The sequence below is a fragment of the Photobacterium rosenbergii genome (genome assembly GCF_033022775.1).
GTDB lineage: Bacteria > Pseudomonadota > Gammaproteobacteria > Enterobacterales > Vibrionaceae > Photobacterium > Photobacterium rosenbergii_A.
Genome location: NZ_JAWJZI010000003.1, coordinates 52,321 through 71,550 on the forward strand (window position 1 = coordinate 52,321; position 19,230 = coordinate 71,550).

Here is a 19,230-nt window from a genome sequence, read left to right on the forward strand (position 1 = left end):
GCGGTCTCTTCCCTAACGTGAAAGGTCCTAACTAACGATGAGTCCAGAAAAATACCTTCTAGACTGGCAAACCAGCCAAACCAATGCTGAATCTATTTCCCCATTATTGGGTCAGCTGTACCGACAGAAAGGCGTAGAAGTCCTGATGTTCGGCAAGCAAATCGTAAATACCTCAGTTATCGATATCGTTAAATCCCACCGTCTTTCCCGCCGCTACACCGGCTCTGAATTATCACCAGCCCAAACGCTGCCTTTGATCCAAACATTGGCAACACTTGATCTCTCACCTTGCCGTGTCGATGTTGGCCAGCTTGCGCATAGCTACTGGTCTACCAATGACGATGAGAGCAACATCAGTGACTTCCTACAGACCGCTTTGCTGGAATCGCTTAACAGCACCCAGTCGGTAGAAACCCGCGATGTGGTGCTATACGGCTTCGGCCGTATCGGTCGCCTGCTAGCCCGCCTGCTGGTAGAGAAGAGTGGCCAAGGCTACCCGCTTCGCCTAAAAGCCATTGTTGTGCGTGGCGGCAAAGATGGCGATTTGGAAAAACGCGCCAGCCTGCTGCGTCGTGACTCTGTGCACGGCCCATTCAACGGCAGTATTACTGTCGATGAAAACCGCAAGGCGATAATCGTCAACGGTAACTACATCCAGGTTATTTACGCCAACAGCCCAGCGGAAGTCGATTACACCGCGTACGGTATGCATAACGCGCTAGTCGTTGATAACACCGGTATGTGGCGTGATCGAGAAGGACTGAGCCAGCATCTAGGTTGTAACGGCGCGGAAAAAGTCCTGCTGACCGCACCGGGTAAAGGCGACCTGAAAAATGTGGTATTCGGGGTCAACGAAACAGTCATTCAAGAGGATGACACCATTGTTTCAGCAGCAAGCTGTACCACTAATGCCATTACGCCAATTCTTAAAGCGATTAATGACAAATACGGCATTGATTCCGGTCACATCGAAACCGTGCACTCGTTCACCAATGATCAGAACCTGATTGATAACTTCCATAAAGGCGAACGCCGCGGTCGTTCCGCTTCGCTGAATATGGTTTTGACGTCTACCGGTGCTGCAAAAGCGGTTGCTAAAGCACTGCCTGAGTTGGCAGGTAAGCTAACCGGCAATGCGATCCGTGTTCCTACCCCAAATGTCTCTATGGCTGTTGCGAACCTGAACCTAAACAACGTAGCAGAAAAAGACGAGCTGAATGCCTACCTGCGTGATATGGCACTGAACTCGCCGCTGTCAGGGCAAATTGATTACACCGAATCGACCGAAATAGTGTCTTGCGATATCGTTGGCTCCCGTCATGCAGGTGTGGTCGACGGTGCCGCTACCATCGCCCAGGACAAACGCTGTGTACTTTATATTTGGTATGACAACGAGTTTGGCTACAGCTGTCAGGTTGTTCACTGCATGGAACAAATGATGGGTGTACGCTACAAGACTTACCCTGAAGTGAAATAGCGCGTGCTAATCCCCTCCAGCTACTGACGTGAACTAGTAGCTGGAGACTATTTCCCTTCCACCACTACAACAATAATATTCCTAGCACTTTTGCCGCCTGTTTCCTGGCGGCTTTCTTTCTTATCAGACAAACTTACCAGCGCGGCATTAATGGTTATGTTGTGAAAGATACTGGCTATGTCCACTGTAATAAAAATAATGCTATGGAGGTTGATTTAGTCACTTTTAGGTAAGGCTTTGAATTGAATCTGGATCAGGTTAAGTACAAAGGGCCCAGGTTGTTTATCTGCAATCAATAACCCCACTTGTTTGATATCACGAGCGGCAAGTAAAGGTGCATCATAGATCAGCCGTCCTCTAAACACCGCTTGGAAGTTGTTCAGGTAAAATACCTTCTTTTGCTGTTGCCCCTTAACGGTCGAAAACTCGTGCTTGTAGGTAATTCGACTACCATTTCTCCATGTCGCGAGCCTAATTTGGTAGAGGCGGCCATCACCGATAAGTGTTAGTTCGACTCGATCCACCTCAGCAGGCAATGACTCTATTGGTCGGTTAATGGAACTAAAACTGCCGTTGTTGGCTAGTGATAACTCCCCCGAAAATCGACTCGACTGACCATCAAAAGTCATGTGTCCTTGTGAAATGCCCCCCATCACGTTGTCATTGGTTGCTTGCCAGTTCTGATATTCGCTAGGCTGTGTTAAATCAATCATAGTCGTCCCTGATGCAGATACTGTAATTGTGAAGATGAAGGAAGCAACAAGCAAAAATCGTCTACCCATGAGCCACTCCTGCTGCTGATTCGAAGCGAGCAATGCTCGTATTATCTTGTTTTTATTAGCTAGTTACGATTATTACCCTCTCTTAGATCATCTTAAACGACCATAGAGCTCAATGAACACAACTAGCTATTCACAACTAATGTCCGTTGACTAAGTTCATGATCCTTTTCGATCTCCCTTGCGTTAAAGGTAGACCTAATACTAAGAGAATCGACCATGAACCATAACGCGATTATTAAGATTACGAATCTCAGACTAAGAACGTATATCGGGTTTAATGATGAAGAAAAACAGAAACAGCAAGACATCATCATCAATGCTGAAATCCATTATCCCGCAAATAACTTGTGCCTGAGCGATAATGTTGAAAACGCCTTAAATTACAAAACCATCTGCAAAAACATTATCCATCACGTCGAGAACGGTAAGTTCTTATTGCTGGAAAAGCTTACCAGTGACGTACTTGGTCTGTGTATTGACCACCCTTGGGTGAGTTACGCCCAAGTGACCATTGATAAACCCCACGCATTGCGATTTGCAGATTCAGTCTCCCTAACATTGAATTATTCCACTGATGAAGGTGTAAGCGAGTAGCATGATGAATATCGAAGCTAAACTGGTTAAGCAGGCATTAATCCAGCAAGGTCTGGAAACACCCATGCTACCCAAGGAAATGAACCCTGAACAAAAATACGAACGCATCAAAGGGCTACTTACGGAAGTGATTGGGGTGCTCGGGCTTGATCTCAGGGACGATAGCCTTGCGCGAACGCCCCACCGAATCGCGAAGATGTACGTAAATGAAGTTTTCTCTGGTCTCGACTACGACAACTTTCCCAACATATGCGTTATCGAGAACAAAATGCGTGTCGATGAGATGGTCAAAGTATCCGACATCAGTCTCACTTCCACCTGTGAGCACCACTTTGTCACCATCGACGGTGTTGCTAAGGTCGCCTATTTACCAGAATCCAAAGTCATTGGCTTATCCAAAATAAACCGGATTGTACGCTTCTTTGCCCAGCGTCCCCAAGTACAAGAGCGTTTGACTCAGCAGATTTTGGTCGCCATTCAAACCTTAACTGAAACAGAAAATGTCGCTGTGACCATAGAAGCCACTCACTACTGTGTGAAATCGAGAGGTGTAATGGATGTTAACTCAAGTACGACCACTACAGCACTAGGCGGACAGTTCAAAACCAACCCCCAGACTCGTGCGGAGTTCTTACAATGAGCCAAATTGTCATCATCACCGGGGTAGGAAAACGCCTGGGTTTTAAGTTGGCCCAAACACTTCTCCAGCAAGGGTATGATGTTGTAGGCACTTACCGCACGGAATATACAAAACTAGCTGAACTCAGAGAGCTTGGTGCTCAATTACACCAAGTAGACTTTTATCAGCAAGAGCAGGTTGATAATTTTATCGCCCTGCTGTCACAGCGCTACCCGACTATCAGGGCCATTATTCACAATGCCTCAGATTGGATGCAGGACCCAGTATGTAAGGACGATGCGCAGGCAAGTGCCGCTGAGGTAATGCAAAAAATGATGGCGATTCACGTTGCTGTACCCTATCAAATCAACTTAGCCTCACAGGACCAACTCAGGAAGAATGGTCATGCTGATATCATCCATATTGGAGACTACGTGGCAGAGAAAGGCAGCAAAAAACATATCGCCTATGCCGCGAGTAAAGCGGCAATGAACAACCTCACGCTCTCCTTTGCTTCACTGCTCGCCCCCGAAGTCAAAGTAAATTCAATATCACCTGCCTTGCTAAAATTTAACCCCGACGATGGTGATGCTTACAAAGAAAAAGCGCTCGCAAAAGCATTACTGCCAAGAGAAGCTGGATTCGACGAAATCATAGACGGCGTTCAGTTGCTGCTTAATAGCCGATTCATGACAGGCAGGAATTTACAATTTGATGGTGGGCGCCATCTGAAATAATTCCTACGCGATTTGGTAAAAAAAAGCTCGCCTTGTCAGCGAGCTTTTCCTTTATTTTTAAGCAGTAAGTTATGACTGCTCACCCAAGTGCAGCCAGGTCTCAACCACGGTATCAGGGTTCAAGGAAACCGAATCGATTCCCTGCTCCATCAACCACTGGGCTAAGTCATCGTGATCCGATGGCCCCTGGCCACAGATCCCAACGTATTTACCCGCTTTGTTAGCCGCTGTTATTGCCATTGCCAACATTGCTTTGACGGCTTCGTTTCGCTCATCGAACATGTGGGCTATCTCACCAGAGTCCCGGTCAAGGCCCAATGTCAGCTGGGTCATGTCGTTTGAGCCGATAGAGAATCCATCAAAATACTTGAGGAAGTCATCCGCTAAAATGGCATTCGATGGCAGTTCGCACATCATGATAACCTTAAGGCCATTCTCTCCACGGCGAAGATCGAACTTCGCCAACAGATCAATGACTGAGGCTGCTTCACTGACGGTACGGACAAACGGGATCATGATTTCAACGTTTTTCAATCCCATGGTTTCACGAACACGCTTTATAGCTTCACATTCAAGGGCAAAACAATCTTGGAACTGCTCTGAAATATAGCGCGACGCACCACGGAAACCAATCATTGGGTTTTCTTCCGTTGGCTCGAAGTTCACGCCACCCACTAAGTTACGGTACTCATTTGACTTGAAGTCAGACATACGCACGATGACGCGTTTTGGCCAGAAAGCCGCAGCCAGTGTTGAGATCCCCTCTGTCAGCTTCTGGATGTAGAACTCAACCGGATCAGGGTAGCCGATGATGCGCTGGTCGATTTCTGCTTTCAGCTCGTCAGATTGCTGGTCGTAATTCAGTAAGGCTTTCGGGTGGATACCGATCATCTTATTGATGATAAACTCCAACCTTGCCAAGCCTACCCCTTCGTTAGGAATACAAGCAAAATCGAATGCCCTGTCCGGGTTACCGACATTCATCATCACTTTGAGCGGTAGGTCTGGCAGATCATCCACCTCTGAGCGGCGAATTTCAAAGTCCAGCTCACCTTCGTAAATGTAACCCGTTTCACCTTGCGCACAAGAAACCGTGACTTTCTGACCGGTTTGCAATAAATCAGTCGCGTTACCACAACCAACAACCGCAGGGATCCCCAGCTCACGGGCAATGATTGCCGCATGGCAAGTACGGCCACCACGATTGGTCACAATTGCCGCCGCTTTTTTCATTACCGGTTCCCAATCAGGGTCAGTCATGTCAGCCACCAGCACATCGCCAGTTTGTACCTGATCCATCTGGGACAGATCGGACACCACGCGAACCTCACCACTACCGATACGCTGACCGATTGCACGACCTTCAATCAGGGCATGGCCTGTACCATTGAGGTGGAAGCGCTCCATCACATTGGCATCATCGCGTGAACGTACAGTTTCTGGACGAGCCTGAACAATCAGTAGCTCACCGGTGATACCGTCTTTGGCCCACTCAATGTCCATTGGTCGGCCATAGTGCTTCTCAATGATCATCGCTTGCTTAGCGAGGGATTCGATTTCTTGGTCTGTTAGAGAGAATTGCGATTGCTCTTCCTTGCTGGTATCAAGAATTTCAACCTGCTTACCCAGCGAAGTGTCTTCGGTGTAAACCATCTTCAATAGTTTAGAGCCAATGGTACGGCGCACTACAGCAGGGTTACCCGCCTGAAGCGTTGGCTTGTGTACATAGAACTCATCAGGGTTTACCGCACCCTGAACAACCATCTCACCAAGCCCCCAAGATGATGTGATGAATACCACTTGGTCAAAGCCAGATTCTGTATCTAGGGTAAACATAACACCTGAAGAGGCTTTATCGGATCGGACCATACGCTGGATACCAGCCGATAGCGCGACACCCTTATGGTCAAAGCCCTGGTGGACGCGGTACGAAATTGCACGGTCATTAAATAGCGAAGCAAAAACGTGTTTAACCGCTTCGATCACTGCTTCAATACCACGTACATTAAGGAAAGTTTCTTGCTGGCCTGCAAATGAGGCATCAGGTAGGTCTTCTGCTGTTGCCGATGAGCGAACAGCCACAGACAGCATCTCATCACCTTGGGCTAACTCAAGGTAACACTCGCGAATATCCTGTTCCAGATCCTGTGGAAGCGGCGCTTCTAGAACCCAATTACGGATAGTCTCGCCAGCTTGCTGCAAGGCATTTACATCTTCAACATCAAGTTCATCCAGAAGCTTATAGATACGCTCGTTAAGCGAATTGGCTTCCAAGAACTGATTAAAGGCATGGGAGGTTGTCGCATAGCCGTTAGGGACTTTTACACCCGCATTAGCCAAGTTCGCCACCATCTCGCCTAGAGATGCATTCTTACCACCAACTTTATCAACATCGTTCATTGACAAAGCATCGTACCAAACAACATTCTGTTGCACGGCAATTCTCCTTATTGGATTCAACAGTTTAAAGCAGGTAACCCATTAGTAAACGATTGCTTTTTGCCACAAAAAAAAGCGAAAAATGTCCATTTTCAGAGCAAAACGCTAATCATCCTCCGTTACCCTGTAGGTTATTGTTATAAAATTAGATGCTAAAATTCTGTCAAATCTTTTTCATTTTCAATTACTTGAAAACGTATATCTATATGCGATACAGCTGGATATACACACATACATAGACATTTTCTTATTCGAAGAACAGATACACAACACTCAAGTCATACCCTGTAGCACCGAATTGCTATATTCAGTTTTCCACCTCTCATATAAATTATCTAGCAAGTTATCAAAAAAATTTGAAGCGCATCAGGTTTTTGATCTAGCTCAACATTGGTAGGTCATCTGAACCAGCTGAGAAAACCGTAGATATATTACTTTAATATCAATAATTTAATCACGAAACTATAGGCTTTGAGGCTATTTAATCATCTCTGATGGATTTATCGACATTTTTAATTTCCCTACAAGTATCTTTGAAGAAATCACCTCCAAATCCGTCTTTGTAAAAAACTCTAAAACAGGATGAGATCAAGACAAAAACAAGATTACAGCAAAGTGTGACATTGAATCTGGAAACTTGTTTATCAGATGATTATATTTACTGGGCTTATGCCTTTGGCTAAAAATACTTTCAAGGATTAAATTTTTCATGCAATCCAAGTCCAATTTTCGTGACGTGTTCTTTGTGTCTGACGGGACAGCTATCACCTCTGAAACCCTTGGCCACGCAGTCCTTGGCCAGTTTGATATCACAACACGTCAAACCACACTGCCCTTTGTTGAAAGCATTGAACGTGCTAATAGCGTTAAACAGCAAATCGATAGAGCCTTTGAGGAAACAGGGGCTGAGCCTCTAGTGTTTTACTCCATAGTACTGCCAGAAGTAAAAGCGATCATCGAACAAAGTAAGGCCCACTTTTACGATGTGCTTAATGCGCTTGTCGCCCCATTGAGTGAAGATTTACAAATGGCGCCGCAACCGCAACTGCAGCGCTCACACAGCATCGCCAAAGATGCCGATAGCTATCAAGACCGCATTGCTGCAATAGAATATACCCTTGCCCATGATGACGGCGTTTCTCTCAACAACCTCGACCAAGCCGATATCATCCTTCTGGGTGTCTCTCGTTGTGGGAAAACGCCAACGAGTCTCTATCTTGCAATGCAATTTGGCATTAGAGCGGTTAACTACCCGTTCATCGCAGAGGATATGAGTAAGCTACGTTTACCAAAAGCAATCGAACCCTACCGATACAAAACCTATGGCCTGACAATAGATACCGAGCGATTGGTTGAAATTCGCCACGAGCGTTACGCCAATAGTCACTATGCCAGCATGGAACAATGCGAGAGTGAGTTAAGCAAAGTAGAGTCAATGTTCCGCCGTGAGGCAATTCCCTATCTCAATACCAGCCGCCTGTCAGTCGAAGAAATTGCCACTCGCCTACTCGATATCAGCGGTCTAAAACGTAAGATGTGCTAACACTTTTGAGCTAGTTGTAAGCTAACCGCCCCAGTGGTCTTTTATCGGCGAGTATTCTGTTTTTTGCTACTCGCCAACCTTTTCAACATGGTTTATCACTATCTCACCGCAAATTCTCAATGATGAGAGCTAAAAAAATACAACTATTCAATCACTTATTAATTTCTTATTTTTATCCCTGTTATTCATCAAAAAATTATCAATTATTGAATATGCTTAATTTGAGCTTCAGAAATATAATAACGAGGTTCCAACAATGATTAGGGTTGCGCTTACAGCATTATCAACAGTTTTTTTAATTGCCTGCGGTGGGGGATCATCAAGTGATTCATCAGATCCCACCGGAGTGACAATGGACGAAATCAGTGTAAGAACATTAGGAATAGATCTTGTTAATTTATCGGGCGTTACCGCTGACTTTTTTATTAAAGAGTCTGGTGGCAATAGTGTGCTATTTGATGAGAACAATAAAGTTTATACCGTCAATCATGTTGACTCTTATTACCATTCAATTAGTTGGACAACAGCCTCTCCGATGTCGCTCGATATTGGTGCGCAAGATACTAACAGCCAGACAGTGCAATCAGTATCTGAAGGTAATATTCTGAATAACGGTGAAAAATTATGGGCTATCGCTTGGAATGACGAAGGAGAAATGACCCTCACCAGCGGAGTTCAAGACCCAGCCCCCATTGAGGACAAATATCGATTAAGACTATTTGCCATTGAAGATGTCGTTGTCACGGTAAACTCTTCAGCCTTCTCTGTAATCAACTTAAGCAAAGGTAGCTTTTCAAATCAAATCATTCTAGACAACTGTGACAATGAATTGATACTAGGAGCTAATCAGAGAAACATTTGTGATTTAGATATAGGGAAATCTTATCTGTTAATTGTAGATGGGGGAAATTGGCTGCTAGCAGCAGAGGAAGATACAACAATAAATTAAAATAACTAAAATATAATTTAGGGTAAATAAAAAATTATAATATTGCGCTTTGTATTATACGCAGGGAATGCCTACATAATATACGTCTGTCTTAACAGAGATACTAAAAAAATCTTATTTCATGGAAAGATAACTCTGTTAACCTTTTAATGGTTTTGGGGCAAACGCAAAGAATACCGTAGGCAGCGGTGGCATCGGCCCCGGCATTTATGCCGGGGCCTTCTTTATCTAGTGAATCACAAATTAACGCTTATTTTGCTTCCGCAACCGCCATTTGCTCTTCGTCAGATTTCTTCAAGAATGCATAGGTCACGCCGGTTACTACCGTACCTGCAGCAATGGCAACTAAGTACATCAACACTGGTGTAATCGCATTCGGGATGAACAGCACAAACAGACCACCATGCGGAGCCATCAACTTAGCACCGAACAGCATTGATAGCGCGCCAGTTAATGCACCACCCGCCATACAGCTTGGGATAACACGCATTGGATCGCGGGCTGCAAATGGAATCGCACCTTCAGAAATAAAGCATAGACCCAGTACAAAAGATGCCTTACCTGCCTCTGCTTCACTGGCGTTAAACTTACGTTTCGCCAAGAAAGTCGCCAAACCCATACCGAGAGCGGGAACCATGCCCGCAGCCATCACAGCGGCCATTGGCGCATAAGTCTGAGAGGCCAACAAACCAACACCAAAAGTATATGCTGCTTTGTTTACCGGACCGCCCAAGTCAAAGCACATCATACAGCCAAGGATAATACCCAGTAGTACTGCGTTCGCTGAACCCATGTTATTCAAGAAATCAGTCAGGCTAGTCATCGCTGTTGATACCGGGCCACCCACGACGTAAATCATGATAAGGCCAGTCACCAAGCTTGATAGCAAAGGAATGATCAAGATTGGTTTCAGCGCTTCCATCGATTGCGGCAACTTAACGTGGTCTGCCACAAACTTGGCACTGTAACCGGCAAGGAAACCGGCAACGATACCGCCAAGGAAACCTGCGCCAGTCGAACTTGCTAGCATACCGCCAATCAAACCCGGAGCCAGACCCGGACGGTCAGCAATCGAGAAGGCAATGAAACCGGCAAGCACAGGAACCATCAAGGCAAACGCTGAACCACCACCGATGGTCATCAGTGCAGCAGCCAGTGTCCCTTCTTGTTCGAATGCGGTGATACCAAAGACAAATGAAAGTGCAATGGACAGACCACCAGCAACCACTAGCGGCAGCATGTGCGATACGCCTGTCATCAAGTGCTTATAGGCACCCGTTTTCTCTTGCTTAGCATCACCTTCAGACGAAGAGCCCGCTTGGTGCTGATACGGTGTTGCTGTCGCAAACGCTTTTTCAAACTCTTCGGTAGTTTTCTTTAGCGCTGCGCCCGTGCTGGTTTTATACAACTTCTTGCCAGCAAATCGCGAAAGATCCACCTCGATGTCAGCGGCAATGATCACCAAATCAGCAGCGGCAATTTCTTCAGCCGTCAGTTGGTTCTTTGCCCCTACAGAGCCGCGGGTTTCAACCTTGATTTGATGGCCCTGACGCTTACCCTCTTCTTCCAGTGCTTCTGCAGCCATAAAGGTATGTGCCACACCAGTTGGGCAAGCCGTGATTGCAACAATTTTCTTCGCCGCAGAATCACTGCTATCTACAGTGGCAGCATCTGCAGCGCTTACAGTCGCCACTTCGGTTAGTACAGTCGCTTGGCTAACTGCCTGTGAAAGAGCGGCTTTCGGATCAGCCAATACGTTTTCGATCGCAATCTGAGATAGCTTTTTACCTTTGAAACGTGTTGTATCTACCGCGGTATTTGCGGCGACAACAATACAATCAGCTTCGTCAATCACGGTTTGACTAAGCGCCTTCACCGGCACAACTGAAGATTGGCACTCTACTGCTGCTGTCCACTTAAGTTCTGCTGCTGCCTTTTCAATCAAGCCAGCGGCTATGATGCTATTTGCAATACCACTTGGGCACGCTGTTATTACTGCAATTTTCATTTCAATACCCTCTGATCCGAATCAGCTCTTCACGTTATTTACTTGGACATTTTCTTTTACTTTCAGCACTTGGTTGATATCTTCAACCCCGACGCCGACCTGACTGACCGCCAGTGCCGACAGTGCTGTGGCAAAGCCCAATGTCTCTTCTTTGTTCCACTGGTTAAGCTGTCCCCAACACAAACCAGCAACTAATGTATCCCCTGCACCGACTGTGCTAACGACATCCATTTTTGGCGGCTGGGAGCGAAGCCAACCTTCACCGTTTAGCCACATCACCCCATCAGCACCGAGAGATACCACCACATTGGCAATCCCTTTCGCTGAAAGTTGCTCTGCTGTGACCAGCAAGTCCTGCTCTGAATTCAGCTCGCGACCCGCCCAGTCAGCAAGCTCTTCGTCATTAGGTTTCACCAACCAAGGCGAGGCATCCAACCCCGCAGCCAATGCCGCTTTGCTGCTATCGAAGAAAACTTGCTTGCCGTTGTCGTGCAGCCATTGGATCCAAGCCGCACATTGCTTAGGAGTAATACCGCGAGGTAGGCTACCGGCAATCACAAATACGTCATGGCTTTCGGCCAGGCTTTTCAGTGTGGTTTCAAACGCCGCTAAATCTTGCTCCCCCACTTCCACGCCCGGGAAGTTGATATCACTGACTCGGCCATCTTGCTCTACCAATTTCACGTTAATTCTGCTGGCGCCTTTCACACGCACGAAGGCATCTTTGGCGCCCAGCTCATCAAAGAGCTGGCAAAATGGTTCTTGGTTATCCGCCCCAAGCAAGCCTGTTACGGTCACATCTGCGCCCAACTCTGCCAGCACTTTGGCGACGTTGACGCCTTTACCTGCTGGATGCAGCGTTCCAGTATTGACCAGATTAACTGTGCCCGGGTTGAGTGACCCCAGGCTACCAGTGAGATCCAAGGCCGGATTGAGTGTCACCGTGACAACTTTCAGCGGTGAATGGCTTGTCTGACTCATAACTATTTACCCTCGCCAAGACCGTCAGCAATAGCCAGGCCAATTGCCGCCAAAGCTTCATCTGCGTCATCGCCCTGAGCTGTGAACTGTAATTCGTGACCTTGCTTAACGCCCAAAGCAATCACTTTCATCAAGCTCTTGGCATTGACCGCTTTGCCTTCGCCATTAAGGTTGGCAACCAGGATGTTACTGTTGAATTTCTTGGCAACACTGACCAACATCGCACCTGGGCGGGCATGCAAACCATGGGGGTTGCGGATCTTAAAGACTTCAGTATTACCTTCAAGCGCTTCTTCAGTCAGGAGCGTCACAACCTGATCGGCCGCCGCATTGAACAACTTACTTGCTTGGTTCTTGAATAGCAGCTGTGCCAAATAATTCATGTTATTGACGTGGGCACCATTACACGCTGCCACGAACAAAAGGCCTTTTACTGGAGAGCCTGCTTCTTCAAAAGATTCCGCTGGGGTAACAAATGACAAAGCAGTACGGCTTACACCTTTGTGGCTTTTTGCAACCCACAAGCCTTGGCCTAGGTGCGTCGCCCCAGCAGCAATCGCATCAGCAACGGTTTCGTTACTTGCTGATTGGTGGTTTTTCACCAATCCAGCAGCTACCGCGGTCAACTGGACAAGGTCTGTCGCAGGGAAAGCGAGCTGGACATAGCTTTCATCAAAATCCGCTTCTAGTTGCGCTTCGCCATTGAGGATCGCAATAAGGCCTTCAGCGCTATCACTCGTCTTTAGCTTGTCCTCGACGCCATCCGCAGAAAGCACCTTAGTCAATTGCTTGAGAATGCCTAGGTGCTCATCAGATTTAGCTGCAATACCAATTGCAAGATAAACCGTTTTGCCATCTCCCCAGTTAACGCCTTGCGGAAAATGATGAACCCTTACACCTGTCTCTTTCACCAAACCACGGGTATCAGTTGTCCCGTGCGGAATTGCGATGCCGTTGCCAAGGAATGTTGAGTTCTGCGCTTCACGATCCAGCATGCCGTTGACATAGCCGGTTTCGACCAAGCCTTGTTGCTCAAGGCCCGCAGCAATCGCCTTGATGGCTTCCTGCTTATCCTCTGCTGATTGTTTAAGCTGAATATCTTTTGTTGAGAGTGACAGCATGTGTTTACTCCAGTTTCGTTAAACCTGGTGAAGACCGATGGTCTTCTCTCCGTCTAGCATATACACAAATATAAACCTAAATGACCAACTTGATACCTTCTCGACTGAATCGATTCAGCTATTGGTCAAAATAAAATTTCAGCACAATCTAGTTCAAAATGATATTACTGCTGAAACCATTCAGCTGACATGCTGAATGGTTTCAGCTAATATTGCAAATGTGATCTCAAGATCATGAATGATTTTATGATCCGCCGCACAAAACAACACTGGTGTACCCAAACTATTTGGGTACACCGATTTAGTATTCAGCGTATCAGCCTCTTTCTGTTCCGAATGTGAAGCAGTAGAATGGAAGGTGCCTGCCAACTGTAAGTACAAGAATCAGAATGAAGCTAGATGAAATAGCAAAACTTGCCGGTGTATCCCGAACGACTGCCAGTTACGTGATCAACGGCAAAGCGCAGAAATACCGGATCAGCGAAAAGACCCAGCAAAAAGTCATGGCAGTGGTGAATGAGCACAACTACCGGCCCGACCACGCTGCAACCTCCTTGCGCGCAGGAAGCAGCCGCTCATTTGGCTTGATCATTCCCGATCTTGAAAACAGCAGTTATGCCAAGCTAGCAAAACTGCTAGAGAGCAATGTGCGAAAAGCAGGTTACCAGCTGATCATATCCTGCTCTGATGATGATGCTGAGACTGAAATGAAGGTGGCTGAAACCCTACTCAGCCGACGCATTGATGCCTTGATTGTGGCCAGTAGCCTACCGACAGATAGCGGCTTCTATCAACGGATTCAAAATGGTGGCGTGCCTGTTATTGCTATTGACCGGGCAATGAATGATGAAATGTTTGCCAGTGTGATCAGCGAAGATCTGGATGGTGCCTTTGATCTTACCCTGAGCCTGTTGGACAAAGGCGTCGAGAGTATTGGACTGGTTGGTGCGGTCCCTGATCTGGGGGTATCCAAAGAGCGTGAGCAAGGCTTTCTGTCTGCTATCCGCTCTTACAGCAGTCAAAAGCAAATAGCGGAAGCCAATATCTTGATTGCCAATGGCGATCACTTCAGCCAACAACAAGGCCAGCAACAAGTCCAACGCTGGATTGACAGCGGATGTATGCCTGACGCCATTCTAGCCACCTCTTATACTCTGTTTGAGGGCGTGCTCGATTGCCTGCTTGCCAACCCTGAGCTGATGCAAAAGACTCACCTAGCCACCTTTGGTGATAACCGCTTGCTGGATTTCTTACCGATAAAAATCCAATCACTCCCGCAGCAGTTCGAACTGATTGCCGATAACGCACTGGAACTGGCCCTGAACGCCATTGCTGGCCGTTACCGTACCGGTGTGGAAGTGATCCCTCGAAAAATTAAACGTCGCTAGCCCTGTTTCATCAAACCGTTACATAAGAAAAATCCCAAGCAGTAGAGCTTGGGCTTTCTGTCTTGAGTCTAGTAAATACTGGCATCAAACCATATAGCGCTTAACCGCAACCTTGCCTAATCGATACAAGCGCTTTGCCTGTTGGCTTAATGCTTCACTTTTGTGATCTAACCTTCGGCGATTAAGCTGGGTATTCACCCCTTCTTGAAAGGCCGCCAATAGCGCTTCAGCCAAACTGTCCATATTATAAGGTTGCTCACCCGGCGGCATAGCAACCACCACAGCATCATCCGGCTTTAGCTGCTCACTGTTATAATCCAAGGCCGCTTTAATGGTTTTACCCTTGGTTGATTGAGTGGTGGCTAGCTCATAGGGAGGCTGCCACTCCGTGACTGGCGATAAGCGATCCACCTGATTGAGTACCATAATGATCTTCGGCTTCTTTCTGCTACGGTTAGCTTCCTGCTGATAATATTCTTCGAATTGTTGACGCAACACCGCATCAATTTTTCTGGCTGGCTGGTTGGCCTTAAGCACCCACAGCACAATATCACTCTGCGCCATCTGTTTGACTAACAGCTTATTGGTCGAATCCGTCCCATCGATACCCGGCAAATCCACCAGGTGAATAATATCAATTCCATCAACATAGCAACGGTGAAGTATAATGCTTTCCGTTGAGGGGATAGCACTGACCTCTGCAACCATATTGCCGACAAAGGTATTTACCAACGAGGATTTACCCGCACTGACCTGACCGACAATCGCCACTCGAAGCGGTTCAAGCTCCTCGGCCAAAAGACCATCATCTGATTCATTGCTCTTCAACTCACCTTCAGCCGCTTTATACCGGCCACTGTACAAATCGATAGCTACAGACAAGACCTCCTGAAGCAGTACTTTTTTTAACGTAAACTGTACTTCCTCGTTCACCTCATCAAATAAGCGCCCGAGTAGTTGCCCCCTCGCCTCAGCAATCAAACCTGCAGGTGTCATCGCCCGTAAAACCCGGTAAACATCATAAACCTTTTTCGCTGTCCCTAATTTATCTTTGTGCTGATAGCCTTGCTGGAAGTGCGAAAGTTTCAAGGTCTCAGCAAATGGCACATGGTTAAGTAGAAAATGACGGTATCGGTGGCTCACTTTTTCCAGCATTAAAAGAAATTCTGGTGCGGTAAATGATAGGGCTTGCGTATCACGATCTGGATAATACTGGCTGGCGACCTCCATAGACAACGCTAAGGCATGCTCCCTTAATACAGTCCAACTATCATCTTTAGCGAGGTAACCTCCTATCTCGGGGTTCAGGGTATCCCAGACTTTGCGGTCAAACTCCCCCCATTCGCCAGATGGTGCGACATCATAGTCCCCTTCAAGTTGCCCAGCTTCACCAGAAGCACTTCGCCGTATATGCCGCGGCCAAATAGCGCCAGCAATCACCATAAATGACGACAGCGCTATCAGAGCTGATAAGAACAGCCAATGGTCACCGTCAATGATTTTAAATAGTCCCCAGCCCGCCAAAACCAGCACAGGAATGATCATCGAAGCAAAGAATAAAGGTAGAAAACCAGCCGAAAAACGGCTCATCAGACTGACACTATTGATTGTCTTTTTCATGGCTTTCCTTGGCCTGCTTTAACGCTTGCTCGAAGATAAAACGAATATCAGTCTCGTCAACTGACTCCCCACGGCTGATGTGATAGAGATACTTGCAGCCCGCTCTACCAATGGCGTAGGTCATGCCGAAACTGATAGCAACAGCAACTGCACTTCCGACAGTTTGTCCATAAACAGGAATAAACTTCGCTAATTGGCGAACGCCGAGTTTAGTGGCATATTTCAACGCAAAGCTACTACCCAACAAACCGGCAAACTCGGTAAAGCGCTTACGGTTCCACTCCACCCCATATTGTCGGGCCAAACTGTGTAGCATCTTGCCCTGAATAGCAGGAACAGACACCAACCCTACCCCCGGCAAGGCATCTGAGGCCGCAGCACTGCCTGCATACCACATCACTTCTTGTTGTAGCCTTTGAAAGTTACTGTGTTCGGCATCACCATGCTGTTTTGCCTGCTGCATTAACTGGATGATTGGCAGCAGCTCTGCCAACTGTGTGTTCAGTGCTGATAAGCCAAATAGCTCATCACTGTATGCCGCAGCGCTATCTGTCGGTTCCTCATGGAAATCTACATTAACCGACATCAATGTGGTTCCCCAGACCTTTTCCACTTGATCTTGGTTGTAGCGAATCGCTTGAAGACGCTGATCTGGGTCGGTAATGGATAAACAAGCCGTATGTACCAACAGCACGTTATCTATCCGGCCATCTTTGCGGATCTTCTTGAGTGCAGACAATACATCGCTTTGCTCTGGCTCTTCGGCTTTCATCACAATAACCAAAGCATGACTTTGAGCCTGGCAAGCTTCGATGTCATCAGAAGGATCATAATCGGCTTCAGATAATCCACGGGTATCGAGAAAGCGCAGCACAGGGTTGTCTGTCGGAAACACATATTCAACAGCAGTCTGGGTACAGGGTTGAAAGCCATTGCCCACCTCAACCAGCTCGTTGCCAGTGACAGCTGCAACCAGGGTAGACTTACCAGCACCGGTTTTCCCCAACAGCCACAATGTAGGTAGTGATGACTCCCATTCCTGGTTAGCAGCTTGTAGAGCGGGATCCTTATCTGGGTTGATATACTGGTATATATTTCTGAAAAACTGCTGCATCAAGACCTCTAACCCCACTAAGTACCAACGATAATACATGGCGGGTATTTCAGTGGCAAAACCTAGTGCATAGCGCTGCACATAATCTAAGCAAATACTCGTATCAATAATGAGAATTTATCAGTGTTTTTTTGTTTTTTTATAACTATTTTGCCATTGTCAAAAAAATGACTAATTTTTTATTAGTCTTTTCATAAGTTTATCAGTTTAAGGTATATATAAATTTTTTGTCCTCTTGATGTTTGTTTTTGTTGTTCTAAATTTAAGAATGAAAGCGCAAATTGACATGCTAAGTAAAAGGAAAAGACGATGTCCAGCAGTCATTTTAAGCATATTTTCTTTATATGTGATTCGAGTCTTCAATCATGCTTGTTTAAGGATTTTCTGGAAAAGTCACTTAATAAAAGCATTGATATAATGACATTTGACAAATTCGTTTCTGGATCCTATGTAAGGCCAGACGAATCACTTGTGATTATTGACTTTACCTATATAAATGATGAGAAGCATCAATCATACTACAGTTACATCACCCAAAATGAGTTAGAAACCAAAGAGGTTTTGATAAACACCCCTCAAGAAACAGATTACAAAATATTATTAGGCTGGCCTAACATTACTGGGGTTTTTTACTCAAATAACAGCTTAGAAATAGTTGAAAAAGGGATGAAATGTATACTCGATGGCGAAATGTGGCTAAGCAGGAGCTTAAGCCAGAAAATTATCCTGTCATATCGTCAGCGCTCGCAATTAAAATTCAACATCAAACCTCATACCAATCTGACGACAAGAGAAAAAGAAATCTTAGATTTGCTGATACTTGGTGAATCCAATGAGCAAATTGCCGCCAGCCTGTTTGTCAGTGAAAATACTGTAAAATCTCACCTGCATAATGTCTTCAAAAAGATTAATGCTAAGAACAGGGTCCAGGCATTTATGTGGGCAAAGAACAATTACTACAATGACATGCCGATATGAATAAGTCTTTTCTAATTGTAGTTTTAGCAGCATTACTCTTTGCTAGTATCAGTTTAGCTAATGACAGTAAACCATTAGAAAACGGTCCACCGTTAGAGAGTAGAGATGGCTTGGAGTCACTCGATAGCCTAACTGAAATAGACGGCATAATAATAGATAGAACGCTAACCCATCTGGGTGAACAATTTTATTCTCTATTCTCTCAAAAAATGAGTGATAAATTTGAGAATTTAGCAGAAAACCTAACTGTAAAAGAAAGGCCAACGGCACTGAGCGGCAGTATCATAAGCGTATATCATCGCCAGAATTTGATATACCGAACAGCCATCTCACCAGGTCGTTCGCAAATAGAGCAAAAAGTAGATGACGCAATCAGCGCCATCAGTACTTATGTTGTTCGCTGGAAAATTGAACGTTACCTGAAAGATACATTTGATGTTGATCATGATGAGATTTAAGGGACCAATCATGAAAAGAAAAATTATCTGTACTCTGGGTATTGCCTGTTTCAGTATTAGTGCGATAGCAACTGAACTGACATACCGCCCCATAAACCCTAGCTTTGGGGGTAATCCTCTTAATAGTAGCCACCTGCTAGGTATCGCTAATGCAATTAACGACCATAAAAACCCCGATGCGAGCAGCATTCTTGATGAACAGTCGGATTTAGATAGGCTCGCGGCTAGTCTGGAATCTCGATTAATCAGTCAGTTGTTGTCAGATGTCGGTAACGGCAATACAGGCCAACTGTCAACGGATGACTTCTTGCTGAACATCGTTGATAACAATGGTGAGTTAACCATCCAAATTACCGATAAAGAAACCGGTGAATCTTCAACTATCCAAGTTAGTGGCTTAGTGCCGGATTTATAAAGGAGTA

The 19,230-nt window shown here is 46.0% G+C and carries 17 protein-coding genes; 10 read left to right on the plus strand and 7 right to left on the minus strand.

The window, feature by feature from the left end; all coding sequences use genetic code 11:
* Positions 1 to 37 precede the first annotated feature (37 nt).
* Positions 38 to 1,477, plus strand: coding sequence for a glyceraldehyde-3-phosphate dehydrogenase (locus R2X38_RS08195; RefSeq protein ID WP_317521750.1), 1,440 nt, complete (start codon positions 38 to 40; stop codon positions 1,475 to 1,477).
* A gap of 215 nt (positions 1,478 to 1,692) precedes the next feature.
* On the opposite strand, the gene R2X38_RS08200 is transcribed toward R2X38_RS08195, so the two are convergent.
* Positions 1,693 to 2,190 carry a CIA30 family protein gene (locus tag R2X38_RS08200; protein WP_411185011.1) on the minus strand — a complete coding sequence of 166 codons (498 nt, stop codon included), beginning with the start codon at positions 2,188 to 2,190 and terminating at the stop codon, positions 1,693 to 1,695.
* 285 nt (positions 2,191 to 2,475) lie between these two features.
* Between R2X38_RS08200 and folX the strand changes: the two genes are divergently transcribed.
* From folX to folM, 3 genes are read left to right on the plus strand one after another with little or no spacing between them, the layout of a single operon-like run.
* Positions 2,476 to 2,853, plus strand: a complete 378-nt coding sequence (gene folX / locus R2X38_RS08205) for a dihydroneopterin triphosphate 2'-epimerase (protein ID WP_317521753.1) — start codon at positions 2,476 to 2,478, stop codon at positions 2,851 to 2,853.
* Position 2,854: 1 nt separating this feature from the next.
* Positions 2,855 to 3,493 (plus strand): GTP cyclohydrolase I FolE, encoded by a 639-nt coding sequence (gene folE, locus R2X38_RS08210; RefSeq protein WP_317521754.1) that lies wholly within the window; start codon positions 2,855 to 2,857, stop codon positions 3,491 to 3,493.
* Positions 3,490 to 4,209: a dihydromonapterin reductase gene (folM, locus tag R2X38_RS08215; protein WP_317521755.1), complete on the plus strand. Its 720-nt coding sequence runs from the start codon at positions 3,490 to 3,492 to the stop codon at positions 4,207 to 4,209. Before folE ends, folM begins: the two co-directional genes overlap by 4 nt.
* Before the next feature lie 69 nt (positions 4,210 to 4,278).
* On the opposite strand, the gene ppsA is transcribed toward folM, so the two are convergent.
* The gene (gene ppsA, locus R2X38_RS08220) at positions 4,279 to 6,645 is read right to left on the minus strand and encodes a phosphoenolpyruvate synthase (protein ID WP_317521756.1); all 2,367 of its coding nucleotides are present in this window, start codon (positions 6,643 to 6,645) and stop codon (positions 4,279 to 4,281) included.
* 712 nt (positions 6,646 to 7,357) lie between these two features.
* Between ppsA and R2X38_RS08225 the strand changes: the two genes are divergently transcribed.
* Positions 7,358 to 8,191 (plus strand): pyruvate, water dikinase regulatory protein, encoded by an 834-nt coding sequence (locus R2X38_RS08225; protein ID WP_317521758.1) that lies wholly within the window; start codon positions 7,358 to 7,360, stop codon positions 8,189 to 8,191.
* Between the two features lie 256 nt (positions 8,192 to 8,447).
* Positions 8,448 to 9,140, plus strand: a complete 693-nt coding sequence (locus tag R2X38_RS08230) for a hypothetical protein (protein WP_317521760.1) — start codon at positions 8,448 to 8,450, stop codon at positions 9,138 to 9,140.
* 250 nt (positions 9,141 to 9,390) lie between these two features.
* Here R2X38_RS08230 and fruA read toward each other — a convergent pair whose 3' ends face one another.
* From fruA to fruB, 3 genes are read right to left on the minus strand one after another with little or no spacing between them, the layout of a single operon-like run.
* On the minus strand, positions 9,391 to 11,148 hold the full coding sequence (gene fruA, locus R2X38_RS08235; RefSeq protein WP_317521761.1) for a PTS fructose transporter subunit IIBC: 1,758 nt from the start codon (positions 11,146 to 11,148) through the stop codon (positions 9,391 to 9,393).
* A 21-nt stretch (positions 11,149 to 11,169) separates the two neighbouring features.
* On the minus strand, positions 11,170 to 12,129 hold the full coding sequence (pfkB, locus tag R2X38_RS08240) for a 1-phosphofructokinase (RefSeq protein WP_317521762.1): 960 nt from the start codon (positions 12,127 to 12,129) through the stop codon (positions 11,170 to 11,172).
* A 2-nt stretch (positions 12,130 to 12,131) separates the two neighbouring features.
* Entirely contained in the window at positions 12,132 to 13,250 is a 1,119-nt protein-coding gene (fruB, locus tag R2X38_RS08245; protein ID WP_317521763.1) for a fused PTS fructose transporter subunit IIA/HPr protein, read from the minus strand.
* A gap of 389 nt (positions 13,251 to 13,639) precedes the next feature.
* Here fruB and cra point away from each other — a divergent pair, with 389 nt between their 5' ends.
* The gene (gene cra / locus R2X38_RS08250; protein ID WP_317521764.1) at positions 13,640 to 14,638 is read left to right on the plus strand and encodes a catabolite repressor/activator; all 999 of its coding nucleotides are present in this window, start codon (positions 13,640 to 13,642) and stop codon (positions 14,636 to 14,638) included.
* Between the two features lie 84 nt (positions 14,639 to 14,722).
* Here the strand turns inward: cra and R2X38_RS08255 are convergent, their stop codons facing one another.
* Entirely contained in the window at positions 14,723 to 16,258 is a 1,536-nt protein-coding gene (locus R2X38_RS08255; RefSeq protein ID WP_317521765.1) for a GTPase domain-containing protein, read from the minus strand.
* On the minus strand, positions 16,239 to 17,372 hold the full coding sequence (locus R2X38_RS08260) for a YcjF family protein (RefSeq protein ID WP_317521766.1): 1,134 nt from the start codon (positions 17,370 to 17,372) through the stop codon (positions 16,239 to 16,241). The genes R2X38_RS08255 and R2X38_RS08260 overlap by 20 nt, the downstream gene beginning before the upstream one ends.
* 309 nt (positions 17,373 to 17,681) lie before the next feature.
* On the opposite strand from R2X38_RS08260, the gene R2X38_RS08265 reads away from it, so the two are divergent.
* The 3 genes from R2X38_RS08265 to R2X38_RS08275 are packed head-to-tail and all read left to right on the plus strand — an operon-like array spanning position 17,682 to position 19,223.
* Positions 17,682 to 18,350, plus strand: a complete 669-nt coding sequence (locus R2X38_RS08265) for a LuxR C-terminal-related transcriptional regulator (RefSeq protein ID WP_317521767.1) — start codon at positions 17,682 to 17,684, stop codon at positions 18,348 to 18,350.
* Complete coding sequence (locus R2X38_RS08270) at positions 18,347 to 18,808, plus strand: CsgE family curli-type amyloid fiber assembly protein (RefSeq protein WP_317521768.1); 462 nt, start codon at positions 18,347 to 18,349, stop codon at positions 18,806 to 18,808. The genes R2X38_RS08265 and R2X38_RS08270 overlap by 4 nt, the downstream gene beginning before the upstream one ends.
* Positions 18,809 to 18,818: 10 nt before the next feature.
* Positions 18,819 to 19,223 carry a curli assembly protein CsgF gene (locus tag R2X38_RS08275; protein ID WP_317521769.1) on the plus strand — a complete coding sequence of 135 codons (405 nt, stop codon included), beginning with the start codon at positions 18,819 to 18,821 and terminating at the stop codon, positions 19,221 to 19,223.
* Positions 19,224 to 19,230: the final 7 nt, after the last annotated feature.